The sequence below is a fragment of the Paenibacillus konkukensis genome (assembly GCF_023523925.1).
Classification (GTDB): Bacteria; Bacillota; Bacilli; order Paenibacillales; family NBRC-103111; genus Paenibacillus_S; species Paenibacillus_S doosanensis.
The window spans coordinates 1-22,478 of sequence record NZ_CP027059.1 but is presented as its reverse complement, the minus strand read 5'-3'; the positions used below and the strand labels follow the sequence as shown (position 1 = coordinate 22,478).

Genomic DNA, 22,478 nt, shown 5'->3' with positions numbered 1-22,478 from the left:
ATTTCCCGTATTTCTGCTAATAGTATGCGGGTATGGGGGATATATGCATTGGAGCGGCGACAAGCGGGCCCAAACTTCTAAAAGCTGCGGGAAACCGGCGGCGCATGCCATTGTCCGCTTAATACCGAAGCTTGCGGCCAATAAAGGCGCAGCAGCAAATTGAACGGCCCCTTAGGCGCAGGCAGCCAGTTGGATTTCATATCCGCTTCAGGCTCCGCATGTTGGATGTACAGCTCAAGCGCCCCGTCCGTATTGTACCGGAGGCTGCCGAGATGCGGGCTCAAGGCGTAGCGCCCGATGCCGTTTTTGACGAGAAAGCCCTGCTCGTTATATAGGGTTAGCGACCAGAAGGCGGATACCGGAGGGAGCTCTGCGCTTTCGAAGCGCATCGTATATTGGTTGTTTCCGTTGAGCGGATTGCCGCTGCCGTCGATAAAACTGAAAGCGTATACCGCATCCTGCGGCACGTTCGCGCCGAAAATCTGATCCGCCGCCACCGCCCGGGCCAAATAATCCGTTCCGTAAGTGCCTATAGCGCTCAGCGGCATGCTCCAGCCGCCGGTCTGACTCTGCTTCACCCATTTGCGGGCCGCTTCCTCCAACGCTTCGGGCGCTTTCTCCGCCGCGCGGCGCAGCGCCTGCTGCCTTGCCGGGTCAAGACGGCTCATGTGAAAATCGGGCGAAGGAACAAGCCCCAGCGCCGCCAGCTTCGATGTCATCTGTGCCGTCTGAATAGCCGGATACGGGGGATTTCGATCCATAACGGACATCATCAGGTTGAAAAACGATGCGGCATCCATCGATGCCACCAGCTCTTTGGGCGGATGACGGCTTATAATCATATGCCCCTCGGTCGCAGGATGCGAGATCGCGGAATGCTGCAGCCGGACGATATCAAGCTGCTGCTGCAGCGCGTGAACCTCCGGGGCATCTTGCGGACCGTTCGTCTGGATGCGCCCGATGATCCAGACGGTCCCGGTCGGCGCCTGGATGACGGGAATATTCGGCGGAAGCCGATCCTTCCCTCCCGGTCCCGCTATGACGAAGTACTGCTCCCCGCCGCCCGTCGTGCGGGAGCCTATCGAAGCGAACACATTCGACCAGGCGTCGAGCATCGACAGCATGTAATAACGACCCTTCATATTCGGGACGTGCAGCAGCATCGGCCCTCCCTCCAGTTCCAGCCAGGCGGACGAATACAGCGTATCGACATTGGGCCGCACCACTTGCGTAAATTTAGGGGAAGCCGGTTCCTTTTGGTGAACAAACCGATTTTTCTCTGCCGTACTGACCGCTCCCGCTCTTCGCGTCACGTCCATGAGCACCGGCGGGAAGCCGTAAATATATGCGTCCACGGCCATCGAATCCAGCGATTCCTGGGACAGCGCTTCATCCTGGGGGTGCGCCGGCGGCGCCGGATGGGCTGCCGCAACTTGTCTTTGCCAGTTCGTCAACATACTTGTGCATTCGCCTCCGCTCTTCGTCCGGATCAATTCACCGGATTTTTTTCCAGCGGATCGTACACCTCGAATATTTTGACGACGGGCGTCTCTTGAACCGCCGGCTCGACCTTTTGCTCGAACATCGGACCGAGAATCAAGCTGGCGGCATCGGCGTCCATGGCGGAATTCCAATAATTAATGGCTCCATACTCCCCTTTGGAATCGTCGGAAAAATAGACGTTGCCCCGGAATCCTTTTTGCTTGCGCGAAATGACGTTCAATTCGTCGAACAGCTTCTCCGCCGACTCTTTGCTGCCGGGAGCAAGGGTGAACAGAATGAGACGTACGTTCATAGCGACTCTCCTTTGATTCAAAATGACCTCGATGGTTCCTTCTCATCATACGCCGGTTGAAATGGGTTGGTGAGTTGGCGAAGCGTCATTTGAACCGCATAAGACCGCCTAATGCGCAGGAGGCTGGACACTGACTTATACCCATACGGCGAACGGTTGCTCTTCACCAGCTTGTGCTCGCTTAGCGATTTTGCTTTATCGCCGTTTTTTTAGCGGCGGGAGCGTTCCAGCGCAGGCACAGGCTCCTCCGACTTCGCGGAGAGCAGAAAAGAAGGCAGCTCCTCGCGCAGCAGCCAGGTGATGAAGCACTTGCGGCGAGCCGTCTCCATCTGCTGAAACAACGTGTAGGCAGCATGCTGGAAAACAGCCGCAGGGTCTTCCTTGCCGTACACATGCTGCTCAACGCTCCACCGCACATCCTTCATTTGATCGAGATGCTCGGCCCAATAGCGGTCGAGCATGTCCATATACGTCTGCCGCCACAGGGGAAGACGCTCTGCGGCGGCGGGATCGGCGGTCACCGCATGCCAGATGTCTCCCCATATCTGCAAGAGGCCCGGTACCCCGTGCAGCGCCCCTCTTCGATCTTCGGGGGTAGGCGAACCGCTCCGTTCAACCAGCTTGCGCAGATGCTCCAAATCCTTCTGAACGGAATGGGAACCGAGCCGCTTCATCTCCGATATGCCGAACTGAACATACCGGTCGAGCAACGGAAGCACTCGCTCCTTGAGCCACAGCTCGTCGCGAACGGAGTAGACGGTCTGCATCTGCTCACGGACCACTTCGTCGAACCATATTTGACGGCTGCGCGAACGCCCGGAAGCATGATGCAAACTGGCATGAAGCCGGTCGAATAATTGCCGGATTTCCTTCTCCGCTTTGCGGATCGGTTTGCGCGATTGCTTGTACATCTCTCTTTCCTCCTCGGCCCGCTCTTCGATCAGCGCGTCTTCGAGCGACAGAAACTTGCAGAATCGCCCGGGAGTATCCGGTCCACCCGAACAGGACTTCAGCCTCTGCAGCGTTCTGGCGCTTGCATGCATTTCAGCGGCTATGACGAATAAACCGCCCGCCGGGGCGTCCGCTTCCTCCTCCGGGGCCGCGGCGATACCTCCGACCGCCTCGCTGGCTGCCAGCGTAATCGCGCCCTCCCTGACGGCAGTCTTAAGCCATGCCGCATTATCGGCAGCGCCGGAAGGATAGAGCGCTGCGAACGGGAGCTCCGCTTCTCGCAGCCGCTCAGCCAGCAGCACCGCTTCGCTCAGCGTAGCGATCCCGATCAGCACCGGCTGTCCGCTGGCGTGGCGCCCGGCGACTTCCTCCACAAGCGCGGAGCGCTTCTCCTGCGCAGTCACGAAGATCCGCTCGGGATCTTCCTCCATCCTGCAGCCGGACTCGGACGGAATGGCGACGCAGCTCAGCTTGTACCAGCCGCTGATCTCTTCCGTTCCCTCTCCGAGCGGCCCTGTCAGTCCGGTCGCCTTTTTATACTGCGTAATATATTGATAAGCGGTCATTTCCGCCCGGATCGCGGACGGGCTTTCCTCCGGGGACGCCTCCGTGACCGTAACGGGCGTGAGCGCCTCGTCGAGCAGAACCGCGTCCGCTTCGTGAATAATCGCAAAAGCGGGCGGCCGCTGCACGCGCCCGAGCAGCGTAAGCGACAGATGATCGCGCAAATAATCAAGTCCGAACTGGCGCCAGTCTCCGTACGTCATGCTTTGCCTGTATGCGTTCTTCTTATCCGCCGGGGACAGCTCCTTGCCGTTCAGACCCGCCGTCAACCCGAGCAGTTCATAAACCGGGCTCGCCTGAGCATAATCCCGCTTTGCCGCGCACTCGCTTTCCGACATGACATGGACGCCGCAGTTCAACAAAGAATACCATGAAGCGGGAAGGGTCGCCGTGAGCGCTCTGTTCATTCCCGCGGGAAGCTCGGCGCAGTAACCCAGGGACAGCATCCAGCCTGCGGCCAGCTGCTGCTCCTGCAGCTCGGTTTGCCATACTCTGCGCATCGCTTCCTGGATCGAAGCGAACAGAACGTATTTGTTCTCCAACACAGCCCTGCTGTCGGGAAGCACGGCCCTGAGACCGGTCACGAGCTGAGACAATCCTCTGTCGTTGACGATTTTCAAACGAAGCTGCTGCTCGTGAATCCGGTCCAGATGATCGTCGATTTTTTCCTTTTTTAACCCCGCTGTCTGTCTAACCCATGCTCGCATGAAAAAACCATCTCTACTTTCTACTTATTGATCTGCCTGATATTGCGGTCTGCTTTTCATTATAACAACCGTTTCTAAACAAATTCTGAAACTAGAGAAGCGAGCGGATAACGAAATGGCGGCCGCTTCTCAGACCTATAATCTGAGGCGGCCGCCATTCTTGTTTTGCTGTTTCGTTAAACCTTGGGTTCGCGGGGATTTACCTTGCGATTATTTGAACGAAGCGTAGCCTTGGTCAGCCATAACGACGCTTCCGTTAATCGCTTCCGCTTCGTCCATTGAGATCAGGTAGACGGTATTAGCTACGGTTTCCGGCCGGGTCAGCTCGCCGCCCATCACTTTTTGCTTCATGCTTTCAAGCATGCCCTTATCCTTGAATCCTTGAATGATCGGCGTATCTACGGCGCCCGGAGCTACCGCTACGACGCGGATGCCGTATGGAGCCAATTCCAGCGCGGCCGACTTGCTCATCATGATGACAGCGCCTTTGGTCGCATGATAAGCGAAGGTTCCCGGCGACGCCAGAAACCCGAATACCGACGCCGTGTTAATAATGACCCCGCGGATACCCAGCTCCTTCATCGCTTTGCCCGCCGCTATAATGCCGTAGGCTACTCCATGCTGATTGACATTGATCGTGCGGTGGTACAAATCCATATTTTGCTCCAAGACAGGGCCCGCTCCGCCGATCCCGGCATTGTTGAACATGACGTCGATACGGCCGTATGCGGCGACGGCTTGCTGAACGAGGGCCTCCACGCTCTCCTGCTTCGATACGTCCACTTGAACGAATAGAGCTTCTCCGCCTGCCTGCTTGATCATTTCCGCCGTCTCCGCTCCGCCGGCTTCATTATAATCGGCTACGACGACTCGGTCTCCTTTTCGCGCGAAGGTCAGACAAGCTTGCCGCCCGATCCCGCTGGCTCCCCCTGTAATTACCGCTACACGCTGCGTTGCCATGCTGCGACGCCTCCTTCAAATCGTTATGTGATTATGGCTACATTGTATCCCTGATCACAATTTAAGTAAATTTATGCTTAGTTAATATTCATTAAGTTATATTTAAGTGAACAAATCCCCCAAACGTGACGTGATGCTCTGAAGCTTATTCCAATTACTTTCGGGGGAGCCCCCGGATACCCACAGGATATTGCTGCGCATCATTTCCTAAACAACAAAAAAAACAGACCCTCGGCGGATCTGTTCGTAAACGAATAACGGCAGCGGCGGCCGGGGATTCTATGAATCAGCGCGATTACAGCTTCTGCAGTTCGTGCTTTAATTTGTTGACGAAAATTTTGGCCGTGTTGGACAACCGCTTGTCCTTGGCTCCGACCCAGCTTAAATGAATCGGCACTTGAAGCGTCGGTTCCAGCTCGATGATGACGAAATCGTCCCGCAGATGCTCCGGCTGATTATAAAATGAGAAATCGATCCCGACGGTAATCGCCGCGCCGCCCTGTACCGCAATACGGATGGCGTCTTTATTATTGGTCGAAAACAGGATTTGCACCGGTCCGTAACGCTGCTCGATGCGTTCCATGTACCACTTTAAATAATCGTCGTTATACAGCACCAGCGGATGCTTGCTCAATTCTTCGGGAGAGATGCTTTTATTTAGGGCAAGCGCGGATTTGCGGCTGACGCACGCAACCATTCTGCCTTCCAGAAGCGGATCGATCGTTAACCCGGCGTGCTTCTCCCCGTGCTCCTCGAACATAATAATAAGCCCCATATCCAGCTTGTTATGGCGAATATCGTCGATAATCTCTTGCGTGCCTTTCTCGAAAAGCTCCAGCCGCACGTGCGGGTAATCCTTTTTGTAGCCGATTATCGCGTTCATATACAACGTCAGCGGCCCCGGAATCGTAGCCAGACGAAGCTCCCCGCGCTGCACGTTCGAATAGCTGACAGCCTCTTCTTTCAGCTCTTGAAGCTTGCCGAGCACCTCAAGCGCCTTGCCGATAATAACTTCTCCTTCGGCCGTAGGAGCCGCTCCCAGGCGGGATCTGGTAAACAGGGCAACTCCCAGCTCGGCCTCCAGATTCGAGATCGACTGGCTGACTGCCGATAACGTCACGTGAAGATTGTTCGCCGCCCCGGTCAAGGAGCCCGTCTTGGCCACTTCCACTATACATTCCAGCTGTTCCAAGTGCATTCTAGCCTCACCCTTTAGCCTAGCTTAATATACGATCAGCAGGTTTAACTGTCACTTCACTATAAATCAGTTGTACACTGATAGCAAGAACGTTATACGCAGTTCGTTCATTCGGCATTTCAGAGAGGAGACTTAAACTATGGTCGTCATTCATGCTCCCGTCAAGAGGAAGGCAATATCGGATATCGGCTGTTTGAAGCCGTCGATCAGGAGAACGCCGTTCTTTTTGTAGAAACATGGGCCGATTCGGCGGCGCTGGAACGCCATGCCCGAAGCTCGCATTTTACCGGTTTTGTCCAATCGGTTCAAGCCGATCTGGCGGGGCCCTTCCAACCCGAAATTTTTCATGTGGTCCGACATTAAATAGTTTCCGCAAGCCGGGCTCCGGTTCGATCCGCCCGCCGCACGTGGCGGCAGGCGGATATTCCCCGTACGTTAATTCATCTCATGGAGTAAAGCTTCTGCGTCGCGAATCAGATAGGAAGCGGCCTCGCTCGATATATGCTTTCCTTGCTGAGCTTTCACAAATTGGATAAAGCCGCTCAAATCATCCCGATCCAGCTTATGGCTTAAGCTGTCCGAAGTTCCGTTCGCTTTGATCCAGCCTTTATCGACGAACTTGCCTATGAGGGCTTGAATCGACTCCCGGCTTGCGGCGGTTTTGAAGCTTACGCTTTTGATGCTTTCATTGCCGGCAGAATCGGCCGCGTGGACGGTAAACAGGTGCTCTCCTAGCGGAAGCGCGAACATCTCTATATTATCCAGACTCTGAACATTTCGGCCGTCCAGTTGAATCAGGGCGCCGTTTTCTTGTACGCCGGACAAATTGTCCTGCACGCTGACCTGAAACGTTGCCGCCGAGGCGTCGCTAACGTACACCGAGTCTGTAACGGTCGAAGCGATATCGATGTTCGGCGGCGCAGTGTCGAGGTTGACCGTCAACTCCTTGACCGCTTCCGCATTGCCCGCGGCATCGGAAGATTTGTAAAATACGTGATACGTACCGTCCTGACTGAATGTAAGCGGATCGCGGTAAGCGGTCCATTCCGCTTCATTGTTGATCGTATATTCGGTGGATTGCACCCCCGATAAATCATCCTCGGCCTGAAGGCTGACCGTTACGGGCTTCACATACCAGCCGTTCAACCCTTCGGAGCCGCTTGGCGCGATAACCGCCGTCGTTTGCGGAGCCGTAAGATCTTGCCGTCCTTCGTCTCCATAGACGATAAACTCATAGCAGGAAGCGCTTCCTCCGCTGTAGCTGGAGCCGGTTACGGTCACTCTGACATACCGGTAAGTCTCGTCAAAGCTATCTGTCGTCAAGCCCTGGGTCGTATTCCCCGTCCTGTCCAGAATGGTCGTATAGGTCGCATCGTCGTTGCTGCCCTCGATAATATACCGGTACGACCTAGGGTAAGTCGTGCTGTTATACCAGTAGCTTTCGAGCTTCGTTATATTCATGCTGCTGCCGAGGTCGACCTTCCACCATTGAGGATAGCTGTTCGTAACCGCGGCCCATCGGGTAGCGGCATTGCCGTCGTTGGCGTTGCTGACAGCATTGCCCGCTTGCACCGAGCTGGCCGTAGCCGTCTTGCCCTGCGATACGATACCCGACCGGGTCGCCGCGCTGACCGGCACACTCCATATGCCCGCCCCGGCGCTGTTTGTGGCCCTTACCTGATACGTGTGGGCGGAGTTGGCCGCAAGCCCCATATGCGCATAGGGGCTACTTACGCCGCCGACTACCGCTCCGTCAACCAATAAGTCATAGCCCGCGGCTCCCGCCGACGCGTTCCAGCTAACATTAATCTGCGACATGCTCGCCGGCGCCGCCGTCAAACCGGTCGGCGCGGACGGCAAATTCGATGCCGCCGGAGCGATCGTAACGACCTGAGGATTGCCGGCGCCGAACTTCATGCCCTGCAGAGCGGCTTGACCCGCGACAAATTCGACGCCCAACGCGCTTGCGCGATTGACCAGCCTGTATTGGGCAATCCCGCTCAAGCTTGTGTTCGTGGCCGCAGCAATCACGGAAGAAGAAGACGCAGGCGTAAGATAGGCCGGAGCGGCGTTGCCGACTGGAAGAAGATACCACTGATCGCTGCCGGCTGCCGCTCCGTTGCCCCCGTTGGCGCCTGGATCGGCATCCGCGTCCGGCGCGCCGGAAATAACTGCCGCTCCCATCGCCCGCGTCGTAGCCGCCGAAGTCCCGGACACCTTCAGAACCATTCCCGTATCGACGTTCTGCAACCTGTAAAACCCGCTAGGCTTGGAAGGGTCGAATTCATCGGGGACGGGAATGAATTGCCACCGGTCGGACAAACCGTCCTTGAGCGCATGTCCGCCAATCGAAAGCGTGTAGGCGGCAGACGGAGTAATAGCGGCGCCATCCTGGTCCTTCGGCGGATTGTAAGCCGAGTAGTACGTCTGTCCGGGGCCGGGATCGGCGATGGAATAATTGATTTGTTTGCCGGACAGATCGGAGATCGTCCTGAACGAGTAACCGCTGACTTGCTGATTGGTCAAGCTGCCCGTGTCGATTTGTGACAAGTAGCTGCCTACGGTCGCGGGAAGTTTGCCTACGATTTTGAACGTATCCGGAGCGCCCAAATCGTCGGTCTCGTATACGTATCCGTCATAGCCGACGGAGCGGTATTTGCCGCTGTATACGTTAAAGGAAAAAGCGTTCTCGTATTGCGTGTTGACCGGAACGAACAGCCTTTGGGTCGCCGTATTTTTAAATATCGGGGTGCTGCCGCCGGGCGTTACGGAAGCCAGGTAGCCGGTCGAGTTGTTTTCTTGCTTGATGCTTATTTTGCCGCCGTCGACGGACACGGTCACGGCAGCGTCCAGAGCGGGGTCGGAGTAAGAAACGGAAGGAACGCTGTCTCCGTTCGCATTTTTTATCGTGCCGCTGACGGTATTGGCCGTATACGCGCTGCCTGCGGCATCTTTGAACGTAAAGACTCCGCCGCTCGGAATTTTTTCGTAGCTGATGTCAAGAGGCGAGCCGTCCATTCCGGTCCCCGTAAGCGTAAGACTGTCGGTCTCCGGTATATAGTTGACTGTAAGATTATGGTCGCTGCCGGCGCCCATCGGGCTTCCGATCCATCCTGCGTACCCTTTCAGCGCGGAGCGGGTCCATGTCCCGTTATACCATACATCCCATGAGCCTTCGGCCATCTTGGCGCTTATCGGAGAACGGGCGAGGCTGAAATAGGTCAGAATATTGCTGTAGCCCGGTTTCCAGTTGATATGGTTATTGTAGAGAACATAGAAGTACCCGTTGACGTTGTCGACGAAAAAGCGGGTGCCCGCTACGCCGTAAGACCAGGTTGAGCCCGGAAAATTACTCGCGGTGGCCGCTTCGTTGCCGTCGTTCCACGGCGAAGTGGCGACCTGGCCGATCAGCTTCCAGGTGCTGCCTTTATCGGTCGAGTAGGCGGCCAAGACGCGGTTGTTATGGAGGCCCGAGGCAATTCTCTCGTTCGTCGTCGGATTGCCCGCGGCAAACGGGTTGAACTGGTATTCATCGTTGGTCAGCGCATACCAATACCCCGTATCCGGGTCGATCCAGACGCCGATCCCGTCGTTATGGTCATCCTGATAAGGGGTCGGAATGCCGTATGTTTCGTCGAGTTTGTAATTGATCGTTCCCGGTCTGTTCCAGTAGGAATTATAGGTTGTGGCAGCGCCCCAATCGGTATTCAATGCTCCCAAGTCCGTATGGGTGTTGGATTTGATCCAGGAACCCCCGCTATCCGATTGCTCGTAATTCGCTACCGAGTACATCCAATGAAACTCTCCGTCCTTGTCGACGAAAGCCGAGCCCGCAATATCGGCTTTCCCTGAAGCGAGACCGGGAACTGTCGCTTGCTGCACGTAAGTCGGAAATTTCTCCGCCGCCGCATAAGCGGCGGGCAGCCCTCCCGCCGCCGGAACCGCTAGGAATGCGGCAAGCGCCCATCGTGCCGCCAATTTCAGTTGTTTCGGAATACGCATACGATTACCTCCTCGTACAGTCATTGTCGAAGGCGCCTTCGTCGTCCTTCGTTTCGTTCCTCCGGCGGAGCATAATTCGGCTCCAAATGTCTCTGTCCAGACACGGCCGGCTATGCCCTGTTTGCTTGAGTCCTTCCGCATCACCTCCTTTCGGCGCTTCAAATCACAAATAAGGATAATTCCTGTTGATGACGAGCACGTTTACCCTCCATGGCAAACCCTCGCATGATCGGAACCGTATCACCGCAAAACCGTCATTCCGCTGCGTAAGAGGCAGCATATCCGTCGCATACTCGCCCGCTTTCAACGCTTTGTCCGGCTTCCAAACCATCTGCCCCGGGATCTCCGCCATCGTATAAGACGGCTCGGCGTTGTCCCCGGACACGATCAGCAGATCATATCTGCCCTTCGGCAGCTCGATTATTAATGCCGCTTCGACCGTTCCGCCGATGAAATCCCGGCGAAGCAAATCCGGTTCTCCGCGGTCCGTCGCCGTGATCTTATCCGCGCTTTCCCAGCCGATGCCGCTGCGGGGCGTAAAGACGGTTTCCGCAGTTATTTTACGAAACGTTTGACCGGGCACGCCTTCCACGTGAATTTGACGCGGCAACGCCCGGTTATAATCTTTGACAAGCTTGAGGCCAAAGTCGAGCCGATAGGCGGCGAGCTTCGACACGCGGGCGTTTCCGGCATAATAATCGAACGTGAAATGATCGAGCACCCGATAGTGATGCGTGTCCCGGTCTTTGCCGAGAAACACTCTCCGGCCCGTGTGCGCCTCGCAGACGCGCGGGCGGCTGCCTACTGCTGCGGCGGCGCCGTTATCCGTTCGCGCCAACGGCTCGTCGAACAGGACTGCATTCGCCCGAGAATAAACCAAATACTCGCCGTCCCGAACCGTATCGAAGCGCAGGCATCCGTCTTTGCGGACATGCTCCGCCGCCGCTCGCGTCATCCCGTTCAGACGCATAACGATGACGTCCTCTTCTTCGCCGAACGGGCTTCGGAGCACGACTTCGCCGCCGGCTCGGCTGCGTATTCCAACCCAGGCCGTTCGTCCGTCTGTCATCCGGGCGCTAACCTCGAACCCTCCGACGGCCAATAATCCCCTGAAGGCGCAATCTGTCCACGGTCCGTAAGCACGCGACTTCTCCCCGGCATGATGATCGTACAGGCCGGCTGTGCGTTCCCGCTCGATCACGCCTTTCGGAACTGCCGGAAACGCCTCGATCACGCCGCCGACGCTTTGCAACAGCATCTCGTTTACGGCGGCGACGATTTCGCCGGAAGCCTCCATCATGTGCGGATGGTACAGCGGTTCATTCGTGATGTTGCAATAATTCATCCAGCGCTCCGTCTCCTCCGCGAACAATCCGTTGCATCTCAGCGACAGGTCGATGCCTTGCTCGTACAGCAGTCTAAGCGCGGTATCTCCTTTGCCCAGACGCGAGGCGGCGCAGGATAGCCAGCCGAATTGGAACATGCCGAACTCCGTGTTTTCCTCAGCATAGCGAAGCGTATTGGCCGCCCGCTGCCGAAGCGCCGGCGCGCTGTAACGATTGATTTCCCCGATCGGATAAATCGGCATAAGCAGCGACGGATGGCGCAGATGCAAGTCGGCCGGCGCCCACTCGGAGTCGAGCAGCACGTCGCCGTAACGCGCGGAAACGGCGGTCGGATAAGGGGCGAGCCGCTCGGCGATCGCCTTCCATCGGCGCCGGTCTTCCGCCGCCTCACCGAGCCGCTCGTTCGCCTCAGCCGCCATATGCAGCAAATACTTGACCGACGACAGCGTACATGTCGAGTTGCGCGTGAGCGGTCCCTGCTCCGGTGAAATATCCGGGAACACATCATACCGGTCCCTCCCGGCGTCATATTGCAGATAGCCTTCGAAAAACCGCGCAATCCGCGCGAACAGCGGGTATGCCTTCTCCCGCAAAAAGCTCTCGTCCATGCTGTAACGGTAATAATCCCATACCAACTGCGCGCACCACGGCCATATGCTGAAATACAGCGCATGCGGGTAATCCCCGGCCAAGCCGTCCAGTCCGTAAAACTGCTTCGCCATCCGCTCGGCATTGTCCGCATAAGTAAACAGCCCTTCATGGAACGCTTCCGCGATTTCCAAATGATTGGCCGTATACAGCGGCCAAAAAGCGGCTTGAATGTTGACGTCCCAATACCACATGCTGCCCCATTTGGTCGGCTGCTTGATGTCCCACAACCCGTTTAGTCCGCATGCCTGCTCGCGCATCGCGCCTCCGTTGCCGCTGCTGCAGGCGATCGCGTACAGATTGATATGCCATAAGTCCTCCAGCAGCTTGTCGGGCAGTTCCACAGACGAACGCCGCCGGAAGCTCCGCCAGTACTCCCGATGATGCGCCTTCATGTCCGCAACCCGCCCGGCGGCCCGATTCAACCGCTGCAATGCGGTATGCAGCAGATCGTCCGCCTGCTCCTCCGTCACCACCGCGGTAAGCAGCGTTATGCGTTCCCCTGCTTCACGGAATTGTATACGGATGCCGTCCGCTGCGCATTCCGGGCTTCCCTTCGCTCCGATCAGCTTCATCATCACGATGAACGAGAACGGTCCGTAGCGGTCCCGGTCCTCCCCGTCGGGATAGAAGGAGCCTGTGTAGTAAAAGGCCGACTCGTCATACGAATGATAGGTCACGCTCATGTCCGCATACCGCCGCGCCGGAATCGTCAGAACGACCGTGTCTGCTAGCGTACAGGCAGTTTGTCTGATTTCGGTCACGACGATATCGTTATCCTGCGCAACGATCGTGCTAACCTCCAGCTTCTTGCCCTGCTTCTCCATAATGAAGCGCACGTCCGCTCGCTCCGTATCAAGCTGCAAAGCGTACGAATCCGGCTCCTCCAGCTCCGCCGACGGATGCAGACGGATTTCGCCGGTCGGATAATGGGAGACGCCTCCGGGCGGCTTGCCGTATTGGCGGTGCATGCTGCTGTCCGACAAGGCGTCCCCGTACAGAAAGATCGGCTCCTCTCCCGGATCGCGGTACAGCTCCTCCGCCCTCCGCTTAAGCTGTTCGAAGGTACGGCCATATTGGCTGCCGTAATCGGGTTCTTCCCCGTGCGCATATTTTTTGCTGTACCGATGAAGCTTGCGGTAATACACCTCGTAATGATTGAGCGCGAACGTCAGCTTATGGTCTTCGAAATAAATCATCCCGCCAAAATGTCCGTTGCCGAGCGGCAAAGCTTCATTCCAGCCGCTCGGCGCGTTGTCGTACGTAACGATTGTCACACTAAGCTCCTCCTACCCTTTAATCGCCCCGATCATGACGCCTTTGACAAAATATTTTTGCAGGAACGGATACAGGCAAATGATCGGCAGCGTCGACACGATGATCGTCGCGTATTTGATCGTCTCCCCGATGGCATACTTGTCGTCGCTGGCCGAGCCGACCATCATCGAATCGGTGCTGTTGGCAATCAATATATCGCGGAGCACGAGCTGGAGCGGGTACTTCTCGCTATTGCGCAAATAAACGAGCGCACTGAAATAAGAGTTCCAGTGGCCTACCGCATACCACAAAATCATAACGGCGATGACGGGCATCGACAGCGGAATGACGATGCGGAATAAAATCGTCCAATCGCTGGCGCCGTCCATTCTCGCCGATTCCTCCAGGCTGACAGGAACGCTTTGGAACGAGGTTCGCATAATGATCATATTGAACGTATTGATCGCGCCGGGAATAAGAAGCGCCCACATCGTGTTCATCATGCCGAGTTGATTGACCAGCAGATAACTCGGAATTAACCCCCCGCTAAATACCATCGTTATTACAATGAAGAACATAATGGCATCTTTGAAATATAAGTTCGGCCTGGACACCACATAAGCTCCGATCGCCGTCATGACAAGATTGATTGCCGTCCCCAGCACGACGTATAGAAGCGTATTTTCGTAGCCTTTTATGATCATCGGATTGCGAAACACCGCCTGGTAAGCGCTGAGATCAAAACCGGCCGGGCCGAGCAGCAGCCCGCGATTTTGCAGAAAGGACGTCGCTTCGCTAAGCGATGCAAACAAAACGTATAAGAACGGATAGAGTGTGACTATACATAAACCGATCATTAGGAGCGCGTTCAAATAGCCGAACGCTCTTTCCCCCGCGGTTGGTTTCATAAACGTAGCTCCTCACCAAAGTTTGTTCTCGCTGAGCCGCCTGGTAACACTATTGGCCGCCACGATCAGAATAAAGCTGACGACCGAGTTGAACAGGCCGACGGCCGCCGTAAAGCTGTAGCTCGCCTCCAGCACCCCTTTGCGGTATACATACGTCGAGATGACGTCCGCCGTCGAATACGTGAGCGGATTATAAAGCAGCAGCACCTTCTCGCTGCCGACCGACAGCATGCTGCCCATCTGCAAAATGAACAAGATGGCAATCGTCGGCATAATGCCGGGAATCGTGACATGCAGCGTCTGCTTCCAACGGCCCGCCCCGTCGATCCGGGCGGCTTCATACAGCGTCGGATCGATAGCGGAGATAGCCGCGAGATAAATGATCGAGCCCCAGCCGATGCCCTGCCAAATACCCGATGATACGAACAAAAACCGGAACCAGCCCGCTTCTTTCAGGAAGTCGATCGGCTCTATGCCGAAGGAGGCGAGCAGTTGGTTAATAAGGCCCGTGCGGCCCAAGAAATCGATCATCATTCCGGCCACTACGACGATCGAGATGAAGTGAGGCAAATAGGAGACGGTCTGTACGAGCCGTTTAAACATGCTGCTGCGGATTTCATTAAGCAGCAGCGCGAGCACGATGGCCGCCGGAAAGCCGAACAGCAGCTCATACAAGTTGATCAATACCGTATTCTTGAGGAGCCGTCCGAAATAAATTCCGTTGAAGAAGCTTTCAAAATGCTTGAATCCGGCCCACGGGCTTCCCCAAATCCCTTTTGCCGGCTGGAAGTCTTTAAAAGCGATTTGCAGGCCGTACATCGGCCCATAATGAAATATGACATAATAAGCGATGACAGGAAGCGCCATCAAATAAATGTTCCAATGCCGCTTCCAATCGGCGCGTATCGTTTGCAGTACTGCCGGGTTGCCGTTGCCTCTCGCCATCGTTGCTCCCAATCCTTTCCGTCCGGAATGGGCCTTGCCGGGGAAAGCAGACATATGTGCGCTCTCTCCCGGCCTCGCCCTCCTGTTTAGCGTTTGTTGAAGCGCTCGAGCGCCGTTTGCTGAATTTGAATGGCGTCGTTAATGCCCATGCTTTGGATTTTTTTGACGTACTGGTCAAAGTTGTCGATCGGCTCCACGCCCATAATGAATTTGAGCAGCATTTCATCCTTGTACGTATTGATATCCGTCATGATAGAGGCGAATTTGCTGCTCTCGTCCTGCGTCGGGGTCACGAGCGGCATCTTGCGTTCGGCGGTCGGTTTGGCCCAAACGGACAGCGCGTCCTTCTGCTGCGGAAGCGCAAGATATTGCACTTGGAAATTGTCGCTGAGCACGAACGGCGCGCTCCAAGTCGCACGGGTATATTTGGCGATCGCTTGCTGAGAGCTGATGCCGTTCGGCGGGTTCAATACTTCAGGCTTTAATACGGCTTTGCCGTCCTGCATCGTATAGCTTTCGCCCTCGATACCGTAGTTGAACAGCTGCTCGCCCTTGTCTCCGTAAGCGTAATCCAGCCATTTAACCGTTTCGACCGGGTTTTTGTCGCTTGTCGTAATAGCCGCGCCGACACCGTTGAAGGCGAAGTCCTTTTGACCCCAAATCGCTTTGTCTCCGGGCTTGAGAACAGGATAAGGAGCGGCAACCAGATTAAAGCTCGGATCTTTATCCTTCATCAGGCCGGCATATTTGCCGATGCCCCCGCCGTTGAACGCGGCCGTCGCGCCGAGCACATTCGTCGTCATTTTGTTATCGAGCAGCTTGGCGTTCGGCGCCGCGAAATCTTTATCGAGCAGCCCTTCCTTGTACCATTTGTTCATCGTAGCGAGAAAATCCTTGAATTCCGGCTGAATCGGGCCGAACTTCACCTTGCCGTTATCCTGGTAAAAGCTGTTATTAATGCCCCATGCTCCGAGGAAAGGCGCATCGGTGTTGAGCAAATCTTTATCGAGGTTGATCGGAATTTCATCCGCTTTGCCGTTGCCGTTCGGGTCTTTCTCTTTAAACGCTTTCAACACGCTGTACCATTCGTCGATCGTCGTCGGCATCTTCAAGCCGAGCTTGTCGAGCCAGTCCTGACGAATCGCAGGGCCGAAAAACACTCGAACCTTATCGTCGCCTCGCAAAAACGGGAACGCGTAGAGGCTTCCGTTATCCGTCGTAATCTGCTTCTTCCAATCGGGATGATCGGCAAGCAGCTTCTTCAGGTTCGGCGCATACGTATCGATGAGCTCGTTGAGCTTCACGATTTTGTTATCCTGAATCGCTTTCTCCGGACCGCCCGGGTAATCGGTCCATGCGTATTCGATCACATCCGGCAGCTCGCTTGAGGCGATCATCAGGTTAAACTGCTCCTTCGCCTGCGCGGTATCGAGCGGAGGATGCTGGAATTCGACCTTCACTCCGGTTATTTTCTCCAGCTCCTTATACATTTCCATATCCGCATAGGTCTTCATCTGCGCTGCGGCCGCCGGGTGATTCGCCACCCAATAGGTCAGATGAGTCAGCTTCGGCGGCTGCGATTCCTTGCCGTCCTGTGCCGATGTTTGCGGCGTTTCTCCGCTTTGTCCGCTACATGCGGCAACCGCAACGGCGAGCGCGGAAACCGACAGGATCAAGCTTGCCTGTTTCATTTTTTGGTTCATTGCTTTGCCTCCCTCGTAAAATGGCTGAAACCGAAACTTGTCGTTGCAGCTTTCGATTCCAAGTGTAAGCTCCGAAAGCCGGTACTGCCTACTCTCTCCTTTTCATCTGCGTTGTACTTTCGTAAGAAATCCGGTTTTGCATAAAAAAAATCGGTCCGACATTAAAAATCGTCGGTAGACGGCGCCCGGGAACCCCCCCCGCTTCAGAGCGCTTCTCCGATGCAAGCCTCCGCATAAGAGGCAAGAAAAAAGGCAGCCTCATGGAGACTGCCTCTATTCGTCCGGCACGGCCGTGTCCGGGGCGATCGTTTCCCGGTATTTCCCGGGCGTAACTCCTTCCAGCTTCTTGAACGCGCGGATGAAGACAACGTCGTTGTTATAACCGATCAGCTGCGCGATTTGCGCGATCGTCAGGTCACGATTGTCCATTAGCCTCTTCGAGGCCTTGATTCTGTTGTTCGTGATATAGTCGAGCAGCGTTTGCCCTTGATTTTTCTTAAAAAACGTCGAAATATATTGCGGCGTCATATGGAAACGATCCGCGATCATCGCAAGGCCGAGATTCGGATCGTCAAGAGCGCGATCGATGAAAGCGACCATGTCCTGGAGCAATTGCGTGCGATGATCGGATCGTTCGACATTGAACGTGCGGGTGAGCGTTTCATACAGCTCCTTCGTTTTCAGCTGCATCCCTTCCGCCGTCGAGTGACTGAACACCGCTTTGATCGGGTCGAAATCCTCCCCGAGCACTTCCTGCTGATTCGTATTCGTCGAGTTGACGATTTTCAGAAACGTGCTTATCACATTGAAAAATAAACATTTGCCGAGCTCCGGCGTAAAGCCGCCGGAATCGAAGTTCATCGAGTATATTTTATCGAGCAGTTTTCCGACATTATCGGCATCGCCGCTGCGCACGAAGTTGGTCAGCTGGACTTCCATTTCAAGCGGATAATAATAATGCTGCTTGGTGCCGGCGATATCCTGAAAATGAATGATCGCGTTCTTCCCTAAGATCAATCGGTATTCCAGAGCCGCAAGCGCCTCCGGATAGGAATCACGGATCGCTTTGGGTCCTTGGTGAATACCTCCGGCGGCGACGGTGATGCCGATTTTGAACCTTTGCGAAACGAGGTCATATAGCGACTGGACGATATCCCGAATGTCGGTCTCCGCCTTCTCCTCCGGTTCCGGCTGCAAATTAATGAGAAGCGCCAGCCGTTCCCGGTCCAACTCGACGGGAAACCCTTTGTGGGGCGGCATGATCAAGTCGACGCTTATATTGGATACGATAAATCTCGCCAGCGCCCACTGCTGCTCGCTGTCTTCGGACAAGTGCTGAATATCCTCGATTTGAATCAGCACTACGGCGAACCGGTCGCTGATTAACGCCAGATCCATAAATCGCAACGAATCTTCGTTCTCCTCAGATACGTCCACATCCATGTGCCCGTGCAGAAGACGGGATAAATAGTTCGCCCGAATGAACGGCGTTTGCTTGGTCAGCGTGCTGCGCAAATGGTTTTCTTCATGAATCGAGCCTTCGAACGTCTGCCTGATAAATTCGTACTCGTCGAAGGAAGGCCGTCCGCTCATACGTTTGCCGCGCATTATCGCGTTCACCGTTTTTTGCAGCGGCTTATAGCTGCGGTATACCCCGGCGATTACAGCTAGCAGACCGGCGATCAAGCACAAGATGAACAAGCCGAGAGACCATGTTTGAATTTGATTGACCTGCTGCATGAACACATCGTTCGGCGTGATCGATACATATTTGAAGCCCGCTTTTTGCGAGGACACGAACGATACCATCTGATCGACGCCTCCGAGCTTGTAGCCGAACGGCGCGTCGGTATGCTCCATCCGCTTCAGCAGCTCTCCCGGAAACGGCGTTGCGCTCGTGCTCATGATCGTTTGGCCGTCGTTGTCGATAATATAGATGGCGCTGTGACTGGCCGATTCCAGCTGGGCGAACATCCCCTTGATTTGATCGACATCGATCAAAACGACGAAATTGCCGAGGTGATCGGCCGGCGAGCTGACTGGAAGCGTCTTCACATATACGATGGCTTCCTTCGGAAACGTTTCGATGCTTGCCATCGGATTCAATCCCCGGGCCAGAGAAGCGACCGGCAAGTAGGACACTTTATGTAAGCCTGTCAGAAGCCCCTGCTTCCACTGCTCGTACGGCTGCCCTTGAAACGTGTAATAAGTCGAATAAAACGTGTGCGAATCGGTGAGCAAATCGGCCTTGACAATTTTATCGCTTCGCGCGAAATAGACGAAATAATCGAAAATAAAGCTGCTGGTCATGCTCCGGTAACGCGTCATTTTATCCCGCATGAACTCGACAAACTGGTAATCGTCGGCGCTGCTTGCATGATCGGAAATTTTCAGCATATAATCCAGCTTGGGATCGAACACGACTTGGCGCGTTAGATTATCCACTTCCGACAGTTTGTTGTCGAGCAAAAGCCTCAGCTGCTCCAGCATGGCCGCATTGGAGCGGTTCGTGCTCTTTTCCAGACTCTCCTCCACCTTCGCATATAAAAACAGCCCCATAGCCATCGGAATAAGCAGAATAAACAGGTTGGAGACGATCAGTGTCTTAAGCGCGTTTCTGCGATTGCCAAACATGCGTACATTAAGCCGTAATTTCAAAGCCTTTCACGTCCAATCCTGAAGTTCCGTTTCGCCGTTTGCGCAAGCTGCGGCCTTCGCCCCGGCGGTTCCCATTTTCCAATAAAAGTGCTATCAAAATCTTATCATCATAAAAAAATTCTGTAAATGCCAGGATATGGATTCGCTTTTTCATGCATACATTGTTATTTGCCGCCGTTCTTGTCAATACTGGAAAAATAAGCGGAGAACAGGGAGAGGAACTGTCATGAGAAATTCAGGGGTTTGGGCGGAGCGGTTCAAGTCGTTGATGTTTCGCAACCAATTCGTATTTTTTCTGCTGATCCTGCTGTTGATCGGCCTAAATATTTTGGTGCTGACAAAAGTTAACTTTATATTCAGACCTTTTCTTGTTTTGGTTAAAACCGTCCTGCTGCCGATTATTTTGAGCGGAATTATGTACTATTTGCTGAATCCGGTCGTCGCTTACCTGGAGAGCAAAAAAGTTCGCCGCGTCTATTCGATTATCGTGCTGTATTTGCTGATTCTGGGCATTCTCGCTTTAATTATCGTCACGGTCATTCCTCTGATCCGCCAGCAAATCTTAAGCCTCGTGGAAAATTTGCCGGCTTACAGCGAGGTTATCAAGCTTCAATTCGAGCAGCTTATGGGTATGAAGCTGATCAATCAGCTTGCGCAAGCGATCAATTATAACTCCGACGATCTTATTAATTCGATCTCGCAGCGGGCCAGCTCTATGCTGAATCATACGTGGTCGAGCTTGAGCGGATTTCTCGGGGCGCTGACCGAAACGATTCTGGCTATTGTCACCGTGCCGTTCATCTTGTTCTACCTGCTCATTGACGGCAAACGGCTTCCCCCGTACATCTTGCAATTCGTGCCGATCGTCATTCGCGATCAAACGTTCCGGGTTATGAAAGAAATGAGCCATCAGATCAGCTCCTACATACGCGGACAAATTATCGTCAGCTTCTGCATCGGCTTCCTGCTGTTCATCGGTTACCAAGTGATCGGACTCGACTACTCTCTTGTGCTTGCGGTAATGGCCGCCTGCACCAGCATCGTGCCGTACCTCGGGCCCGCAATCGCCATTACGCCTGCGCTCATTGTAGCCAGCGTCACTTCGCCGGTTATGCTGCTCAAAATGATCGCCATCTGGACGATCGTTCAACTGATCGAAGGCAAATTCATCTCGCCGCAAATTATGGGCAAAACACTACATATTCATCCTGTGACGATTATCTTCGTCATATTGACGGCCGGGAACTTGTTCGGGATCGCCGGAATTATTCTTGCCGTACCCGGCTATGCCGTGCTTAAGGTTATCGTCACCCATTTGTTTCTCTGGTTCAAATCGCGCTCCGGTCTATATGAAGCTCCGAAGTAACTCCGCAGCAAACGCCTGCGGCTAACCGCTTGCGAAGCGCGGCTGCTGCGAAGGCCGAATCGTTCGGCGGCCATAGCGGTAACGCTCTACCCGACTGCATGATGCAAACGGCCGATCAATTGATCAAGGCTCAGATCGAGCATAGAATTCAGCCGCATATCGTACGCCGCGAAGTGCAATGGCCGCGTCAAATCGTTGGGCACAATGACGGTATAAAGTCCGGCCGATTTCGCCGCTGCCGCTCCATTCGGCGAATCCTCAAAGGCAACGGCTTCCGCCGAGCCGATATTCAGCCACGCCAGCGCCTTGATATACAGCTCGGGGTCCGGCTTCACGCGGACGGCGTCTTCGTGGGTGAGGATACAGTCGAACTGCTCCGTGAGCTTCAGCTGCTCCAGATTGGGCATGACCCAATCCAGCGGAGCGCTGGATACAAGCCCCGTGAGCAGCCCGAGCCGCTTGGCCGCGCTCAAATATTCCTCAACGCCGGGGCGGGCAAATTCATGCTCCATCAGCTGATCGTAGTAGCTCCTGCGCTCTCGCCTGGCCGTCTCCAGATCAAGCCCGGTCCGGCTGCCCATTCCTTGCAATAAATGGTCGTAAGGATTAAACGAATTCGCTTCTCCTCCGATCCGCACGAGGTATCGTTCCAACGGCAGCTCGGCTCCATAGGCCCGATACAACATCCGAAACGATTCGTACTCCTTCGTTTCCGTATCGCGAATTAGTCCGTCGAAGTCAAATAATACGGCCCGAATCATCCTATCACCCTTTATCACATTATCAAATTACTGCTTTAATTAGTTAAAATATCGCAGTATACGGATTATTATATCCCCCTTTCCATCATCTGTAAAGAACGGTGTCGCGAAACAAACGGCTTTCAGTCTGTTGTATGGCCGATGAAACCACCAGCCGGTTTACGGGCGCGTCCGCTCTTCCAGCTCGGCCAGATAGCGGTAAGCTTCTTCATTCGTCTGCCCGCACATGTCCGGCGACGGCTGCAGGCTGCCGCAAACCGCCGGACGCTCCGGCTTACCGAACAGCGTGCATCGATTATCGTCCGTCAGCTGGATGCAGCGTACCCCGGCAGGCTTGCCTTTCGGCATGCCGGGAATCGGCGATGAAATCGATACGGCAATACAGCATGCGGCACACCCCAAACGGCATTCCATGGTCGGTTCGCTCCCTTGTTCTCAATATCGGCTTTCGCAGCGTTACTGCGCTGGCGTTGGTATCATTAAGCCATTGTTCGTCCGGTAAGTCAAGCGGGCAGCCTGCCCAGCAAGAAAAAGCTTAACCGCTCTTCCCGCAGGGAAGAACGATTAAGCTTGAAAAAACGGTTATTAAATGCTCTCCTGCTCGCGGATAAAGGCGAGCAGGTTATCGCAGCCGGCGCTGACCAGCTCGAATACTTCTTCAAAATTCCCGGTATAATACGGATCGGGCACATCGCTTCGCCCGCTAGGC

16 protein-coding genes and 1 pseudogene are annotated in these 22,478 nt (G+C 54.9%); 2 read left to right on the top strand and 15 right to left on the bottom strand.

Features of this window, described 5'->3' with window-relative positions; all coding sequences use genetic code 11:
* Positions 1–77: 77 nt before the first annotated feature.
* From SK3146_RS00085 to SK3146_RS00065, 5 genes are all read right to left on the bottom strand, one after another.
* The gene (locus SK3146_RS00085) at positions 78–1,457 is read right to left on the bottom strand and encodes a DUF1254 domain-containing protein (RefSeq protein ID WP_249863142.1); all 1,380 of its coding nucleotides are present in this window, start codon (positions 1,455–1,457) and stop codon (positions 78–80) included.
* Between the two features lie 32 nt (positions 1,458–1,489).
* Positions 1,490–1,795 carry a hypothetical protein gene (locus SK3146_RS00080; protein ID WP_249863141.1) on the bottom strand — a complete coding sequence of 102 codons (306 nt, stop codon included), beginning with the start codon at positions 1,793–1,795 and terminating at the stop codon, positions 1,490–1,492.
* Positions 1,796–2,004: 209 nt separating this feature from the next.
* Positions 2,005–4,017: a preprotein translocase subunit SecA gene (locus tag SK3146_RS00075; protein WP_249863140.1), complete on the bottom strand. Its 2,013-nt coding sequence runs from the start codon at positions 4,015–4,017 to the stop codon at positions 2,005–2,007.
* Between the two features lie 210 nt (positions 4,018–4,227).
* Positions 4,228–4,977, bottom strand: a complete 750-nt coding sequence (locus SK3146_RS00070) for an SDR family NAD(P)-dependent oxidoreductase (RefSeq protein WP_249863139.1) — start codon at positions 4,975–4,977, stop codon at positions 4,228–4,230.
* Positions 4,978–5,272: 295 nt separating this feature from the next.
* On the bottom strand, positions 5,273–6,175 hold the full coding sequence (locus tag SK3146_RS00065; RefSeq protein WP_249863138.1) for a LysR family transcriptional regulator: 903 nt from the start codon (positions 6,173–6,175) through the stop codon (positions 5,273–5,275).
* Positions 6,176–6,352: 177 nt separating this feature from the next.
* Between SK3146_RS00065 and SK3146_RS35225 the strand changes: the two genes are divergently transcribed.
* Complete coding sequence (locus SK3146_RS35225) at positions 6,353–6,538, top strand: putative quinol monooxygenase (RefSeq protein ID WP_434006925.1); 186 nt, start codon at positions 6,353–6,355, stop codon at positions 6,536–6,538.
* Positions 6,539–6,610: 72 nt separating this feature from the next.
* On the opposite strand, the gene SK3146_RS00055 is transcribed toward SK3146_RS35225, so the two are convergent.
* From SK3146_RS00055 to SK3146_RS00025, 7 genes are all read right to left on the bottom strand, one after another.
* Complete coding sequence (locus tag SK3146_RS00055) at positions 6,611–10,177, bottom strand: OmpL47-type beta-barrel domain-containing protein (protein ID WP_249863136.1); 3,567 nt, start codon at positions 10,175–10,177, stop codon at positions 6,611–6,613.
* Between the two features lie 163 nt (positions 10,178–10,340).
* Complete coding sequence (locus tag SK3146_RS00050) at positions 10,341–13,448, bottom strand: glycosyl hydrolase family 95 catalytic domain-containing protein (protein ID WP_249863135.1); 3,108 nt, start codon at positions 13,446–13,448, stop codon at positions 10,341–10,343.
* 12 nt (positions 13,449–13,460) lie between these two features.
* A complete protein-coding gene (locus SK3146_RS00045) occupies positions 13,461–14,336 on the bottom strand; it encodes a carbohydrate ABC transporter permease (RefSeq protein ID WP_249863134.1) in 876 nt (291 codons plus the stop codon).
* A 12-nt stretch (positions 14,337–14,348) separates the two neighbouring features.
* Complete coding sequence (locus SK3146_RS00040) at positions 14,349–15,281, bottom strand: ABC transporter permease (RefSeq protein ID WP_249863133.1); 933 nt, start codon at positions 15,279–15,281, stop codon at positions 14,349–14,351.
* An 86-nt stretch (positions 15,282–15,367) separates the two neighbouring features.
* Positions 15,368–16,984, bottom strand: a complete 1,617-nt coding sequence (locus SK3146_RS00035; protein ID WP_249863132.1) for a type 2 periplasmic-binding domain-containing protein — start codon at positions 16,982–16,984, stop codon at positions 15,368–15,370.
* Positions 16,985–17,257: 273 nt separating this feature from the next.
* Positions 17,258–19,642 (bottom strand): helix-turn-helix domain-containing protein, encoded by a 2,385-nt coding sequence (locus SK3146_RS00030; protein WP_249863131.1) that lies wholly within the window; start codon positions 19,640–19,642, stop codon positions 17,258–17,260.
* Positions 19,626–19,796, bottom strand: a complete 171-nt coding sequence (locus tag SK3146_RS00025; RefSeq protein WP_249863130.1) for a hypothetical protein — start codon at positions 19,794–19,796, stop codon at positions 19,626–19,628. The genes SK3146_RS00030 and SK3146_RS00025 overlap by 17 nt, the downstream gene beginning before the upstream one ends.
* A 72-nt stretch (positions 19,797–19,868) precedes the next feature.
* Here SK3146_RS00025 and SK3146_RS00020 point away from each other — a divergent pair, with 72 nt between their 5' ends.
* Entirely contained in the window at positions 19,869–21,008 is a 1,140-nt protein-coding gene (locus tag SK3146_RS00020; protein WP_249863129.1) for an AI-2E family transporter, read from the top strand.
* Between the two features lie 86 nt (positions 21,009–21,094).
* On the opposite strand, the gene SK3146_RS00015 is transcribed toward SK3146_RS00020, so the two are convergent.
* The 3 genes and pseudogenes from SK3146_RS00015 to SK3146_RS00005 all read right to left on the bottom strand — a co-directional run.
* Complete coding sequence (locus SK3146_RS00015; protein ID WP_249863128.1) at positions 21,095–21,769, bottom strand: HAD family hydrolase; 675 nt, start codon at positions 21,767–21,769, stop codon at positions 21,095–21,097.
* A 159-nt stretch (positions 21,770–21,928) separates the two neighbouring features.
* A complete protein-coding gene (locus SK3146_RS00010) occupies positions 21,929–22,183 on the bottom strand; it encodes a YkgJ family cysteine cluster protein (protein WP_249863127.1) in 255 nt (84 codons plus the stop codon).
* A gap of 171 nt (positions 22,184–22,354) precedes the next feature.
* Positions 22,355–22,471: pseudogene (locus SK3146_RS00005) on the bottom strand (low molecular weight protein-tyrosine-phosphatase); the annotation flags it as partial.
* Positions 22,472–22,478: the final 7 nt, after the last annotated feature.